General features: G+C 69.8%; 4 protein-coding genes. 1 reads left to right on the top strand and 3 read right to left on the bottom strand.

Annotated features, from left to right (window positions below):
* Positions 1-52 precede the first annotated feature (52 nt).
* Positions 53-1,135, top strand: coding sequence for a HoxN/HupN/NixA family nickel/cobalt transporter (locus EHS43_RS39390; protein ID WP_125195373.1), 1,083 nt, complete (start codon positions 53-55; stop codon positions 1,133-1,135).
* 13 nt (positions 1,136-1,148) lie between these two features.
* Here EHS43_RS39390 and EHS43_RS39395 read toward each other — a convergent pair whose 3' ends face one another.
* The 3 genes from EHS43_RS39395 to EHS43_RS39410 form a co-directional block, all read right to left on the bottom strand.
* Complete coding sequence (locus EHS43_RS39395; RefSeq protein WP_125195374.1) at positions 1,149-1,328, bottom strand: hypothetical protein; 180 nt, start codon at positions 1,326-1,328, stop codon at positions 1,149-1,151.
* 214 nt (positions 1,329-1,542) lie between these two features.
* A complete protein-coding gene (locus EHS43_RS39405; RefSeq protein ID WP_125195375.1) occupies positions 1,543-2,502 on the bottom strand; it encodes a hypothetical protein in 960 nt (319 codons plus the stop codon).
* Between the two features lie 11 nt (positions 2,503-2,513).
* On the bottom strand, positions 2,514-3,986 hold the full coding sequence (locus tag EHS43_RS39410) for an APC family permease (protein WP_125195376.1): 1,473 nt from the start codon (positions 3,984-3,986) through the stop codon (positions 2,514-2,516).
* Positions 3,987-4,053: the final 67 nt, after the last annotated feature.

Raw genomic sequence — 4,053 nt, forward strand, 5'->3', positions numbered from 1 at the left:
CCCCGCCACCGCCCCCGCGAGGGGCTCGGTATGGCACCGCGTCCGTGGCTCCATGACGCGGCAGGAGTGGATCAGGGCGGGCGGCATGGCCGCGGTCGTGGTGGCGCTGCACGTGATCGGCTGGTTCACCCTCGTCGTGATCGTCGCCCCGCACCACTACGGCGTCGGGGAGAAGTCCTTCGGTGTCGGCATCGGCGTGACCGCGTACACGCTCGGGATGCGGCACGCCTTCGACGCGGACCACATCGCGGCCATCGACAACACCACCCGCAAGCTGATGGGGGAGGGGCAGCGGCCGCTGTCGGTGGGCTTCTGGTTCTCGCTCGGCCACTCGAGCGTGGTCTTCGTCCTGGCACTGCTGCTCTCGCTCGGAGTGAAGGCGGTCGCGGGCCCGGTGCGCGACGACCACTCCCGTCTGCACGACGTGACCGCGCTGATCGGTACGACGGTCTCGGGCGCGTTCCTCTACCTCATCGCCGCGGTCAACCTGGTCGTCCTGGCGGGCATCTGGAAGGTCTTCCGGCGGATGCGCTCCGGCCGCTACGACGAGGCCGCGCTGGAGGAGCAGCTGAACGACCGGGGCTTCATGAACCGCCTGCTCGGCCGTGTCATGAAGTCGGTCACCAGGTCCTGGCAGATGTACCCGCTCGGCCTCCTGTTCGGCCTGGGCTTCGACACGGCGACGGAGATCGCGCTGCTGGTCCTGGCAGGGTCGGGCGCGGCCTCCGGGCTGCCCTGGTACGCGATCCTCACCCTGCCCGTCCTCTTCGCCGCCGGCATGTCCCTCCTCGACACGATCGACGGCTCCTTCATGAACTTCGCCTACGGCTGGGCGTTCTCCAAGCCGGTCCGCAAGGTCTACTACAACCTCACGATCACCGGCCTCTCGGTCGCCGTGGCCCTCCTCATCGGCACCGCGGAACTCCTGGCCCTGCTGGCCGACCGACTCCACCTCCAAGGCCCCTTCTGGACCTGGGCGTCCGGCCTCGACCTCAACCTCCTGGGCTTCGTCATCGTGGCCCTCTTCCTCGCCACGTGGATCGTCGCCCTGATGGTCTGGAAACTCGCCCGGATCGAGGAGAAGTGGACGACGGGGCGGGCGACGACGTCGGCCGAAGCGACAGGCGCGTCCTGACAACTCCAGCGTGTCAAGGCGGACTTGCATCACCCTGTTGACGAATGCCGCCCAACTGTCCGGCCAACTGCAGCTCCCGGCCGCCGACCTGGTCGAGGACTACGTCGAGCACTGCCGCATGCACGGCGTTTCCTGGACCGACATCGGCGCGGCGCTGGGCGTCACCCGGCAAGCCGTGCAGCAGCGCTTCCACGCCCCCCACAAGCGTTACGGCCCCGAGACGATGTCCGGGGCTGCGGTCGGCCATGACCCACGTCAAGCGGGCCGCCGTCCAGCACCGCAACAACTGCATCGGCACCGAACACCTCCTGTTCGGCCTCACCCTCCCCGGTCGGCCCAGGTGCCGCGGCCGCCGTCCTGCGGGACGCGGGATTCGAGCCCTGAGCGCCGCCGTCCCTCCGCCCGGCTCAGACCCGCACTCTGAACTCCTTGCGCCATTTGGTGAACTGCTGTTCCGGGTCGCCGGTGTACGACCACGGTGTGCGGGTGCCGCGGCGGTCCAGCAGTCGCAGCAGGGGCACCGCGATCTCCGCGAGGCCCGCGTGGCAGGCCGCGTGGGTCAGGTAGTTGAGGTCGCGCAGCTCCCCGGGGGCCACCGTCTGCTCGGTGCGGCCCACGATCCAGCGCTGCCAGGTGCGCCGTACGTCACTGATGGCACCGTCGTTCTTCCAGTGCTGTCCCAGCCCCACCGACGTGCGCCGGTCCTCGGCGGCGTCCGTCGCGGTGCGGTACTCCTCGACCCGCGCGTACTGCACCAGCACCGGCAGCGCGGAACCCGGCGGCGCCACCCCGGCCGCGTCGCGGGCGAAGTCGTACATCAGGCCGTTCGAGCCGTGCCAGCGGGCCGAGTAGTAGTGCAGTACCTGCAGATGTCCCTCGACGCTGTACGGGTCGCGCCCGTGCAACTCGTCCCACCAGCGCCCCAGTTCCTGCCGCCGCACGCCGGCCGGGTACAGCCTGGCCACCGAGATCAGGGAGATCCACGGCGTCGGGTCGTCCACGAACGCCTCCGACGCCTGGAGGCAGGCCATCACCGCGGCATCGATGCGGCGCTGGTCGATCGGCACGCCCCGGCCCGCGGCGATGGCCAGGTTGAACGCCCGGGCCGTCTCGGTGGCCGCCCGCAGCACCAGCGCGTCCCCGTTGTGCGGTTCGGCCGCCAGCCACGACTCCACCGTCGAACTGCCCGCGCAGGCCTGGGCCAGCATCCGCACCCGGTGGCCCCGCGAGAGCCAGTCGGGCCCCGTGGCGCGCAGGAGTTCCCGCAGGCCCTGCCAGCGTCCGATGACGATGTCCTGGCGGGCGCTGGTGAGCGGGACGTCCCCGCAGTCGGGGTCGAATTCGGGGGTGAAACGGTCTCTCGCCATCGCACAGCCCCTCAGAAGTCGGTGGGGAGACCCTCGTGGACGAGCGAGGGCCCGGCCGTCGCGCCGTCGGGCAGGTAGTCCGCCTCGACGGTACGGCTCGCGTCAAGTCGCGCGGGCCGGTAGTAGTCGCTGCCCTGCTTCCAGTACCAGAGCATCGGGACCAGCCCCACGGCCAGGCCGCCGATACCGATCGCGATCGCGGCGGTGCTCAGCTCGCTCAGCGACTCGACGAAGATCCAGAACATGAACAGGGCGCCCAGCAGCGGCCACAGCCCGCCGAGCAGGAAGTCGCTCGGGGACTTCAACAGCATCTTGCGGTACGCGACGACGACCGCGAGGCCGCTGAGGCCGTAGTACACGGCGATCTGCAGACCGATCGCCGAGATGGCGTCGGAGAGGATGTCGCCCACCGAACCGAGCGTGTTGGAGGCGATGAACATCAGCAGCGCCACCACGCCGACCACCACGATCGCCACCCACGGGGTGTTCCAGCGGCGGTGCACCTTGCCAAGCGCCGACGGCATCGTCCGGTCCCGGCCCATGGCGAACAGCGAGCGCGTGACCTGGATCAGCGTGGTCTCCAGCGTGGCGATGGTCGACAGCATCACCGCCACGATCAGCAGCTTGCCGCCCCAGCCCGGCCAGATCTCCTCGCCGAGCACGGCCAGCACGTTGGCGTCGTTGTCCTCGATCTGCTTCGAGGTGAGGATGACGTTCACCGCGATGGTGAACACCTCGAACAGCAGGAAGACGATGCCGACCCCGATGAGCCCCGCGAGTCCCGTCGTACGGCGGCTGTTGCGGGTCTCCTCGCTCAGGTTGCTGGTGACGTCCCAGCCCCAGTAGTAGAACGCGGCGATCAGCGCGCCCGACGCGAAGCCCGCCATGCCGTCGAAGTGGCCGAAGCCCAGCCAGGACCACTCGAAGGCGCGCGCGTTGCCGGTGTGGAAGAGGGCCAGCACCGCGAACAGGGCCAGTATCACCAGCTCCACACCGGACATGACGAGCTGGGCGCGCACGGTGAGCCGGGCACCGCCGAGCACCACGAGCAGCATCAGCACGAACCAGGCCGCGCCGACAACGGTCGACAGCGCGGTGTTGTCCGCGAGGCCCTCGTCGAAGAGGGCCAGCGTCATCGAACCGGCGGGCAGTGAACCGGCCACCATGAAGATGGTCGCCGAGATCACCAGCGCCCAGCCGGAGACGAAGCCCAGGAAGGGGTGGAGCGTACGGCCCACCCAGGAGTAACTGGCGCCGGCGTTCACGTCGATGCGGCTGAGATAGCTGAACGCGAGCGCGATGCCGAGCATGGGTATCGCGCAGTACAGCAGTGCCGCCGGACTGGCCAGGCCCACCGAGCCGACCAGGACCGCGGTGGTCGCGGCGATCGAGTAGGCCGGCGCGCTGCCCGCGACGGCCATCACCACGGTGTCGAAGGTACCGAGGGCATTGGCCTGCAGCCCTCTGCCCCTGCTGATGCTCATGGTTGTGCTGCTTTCGGTAGGGCACGACGCACGGCTGGGGGGACCGCGCGGCGCAAAGGGGTGGGGG

The sequence above is a fragment of the Streptomyces sp. RP5T genome (genome assembly GCF_003933965.1).
Taxonomy (GTDB): domain Bacteria; phylum Actinomycetota; class Actinomycetes; order Streptomycetales; family Streptomycetaceae; genus Streptomyces.